This window comes from Cobetia sp. 10Alg 146 (assembly GCF_029846385.1).
Classification (GTDB): domain Bacteria; phylum Pseudomonadota; class Gammaproteobacteria; order Pseudomonadales; family Halomonadaceae; genus Cobetia; species Cobetia marina.
The window spans coordinates 1-415 of record NZ_JARWKT010000024.1; the positions used below are offsets into that span (position 1 = coordinate 1).

2 tRNA genes are annotated in these 415 nt (G+C 52.0%); both read right to left on the reverse strand.

Annotated elements, in window-relative coordinates:
* Positions 1–142: 142 nt before the first annotated feature.
* A tRNA-Ala gene (locus tag QD172_RS17290) sits at positions 143–218 on the reverse strand.
* Between the two features lie 39 nt (positions 219–257).
* Positions 258–334 (reverse strand) — tRNA-Ile (locus QD172_RS17295).
* Positions 335–415: the final 81 nt, after the last annotated feature.

The window sequence follows — 415 nt, forward strand, 5'->3', positions numbered from 1 at the left end:
ATCGTCAGCATGATTCACATTGTTAAAGAGCGGCTGTTCAGAGAACAGTGAGAAGTCACACAACCTTCTCGAGGAAGGCGATATGCTTGTCACTGTGAACTGTCAGCGTTATCAGGTAGTAGAAGCTTGAACCGGAACTTGATGGTGGAGCCAAGCGGGATCGAACCGCTGACCTCCTGCGTGCAAGGCAGGCGCTCTCCCAGCTGAGCTATGGCCCCAAAAGTCGGCAAACCGTGTCGACAAAAGCACGAAGCTTTTGGTGGGTCTGGGCAGATTTGAACTGCCGACCTCACCCTTATCAGGGGTGCGCTCTAACCAACTGAGCTACAGACCCGACACTACTACTCGATAAACTAACTTGATCAGGTAATTCGTTGTGAGCACTTGCCGCGAGCGGTAGACAGTGTCGATAAGG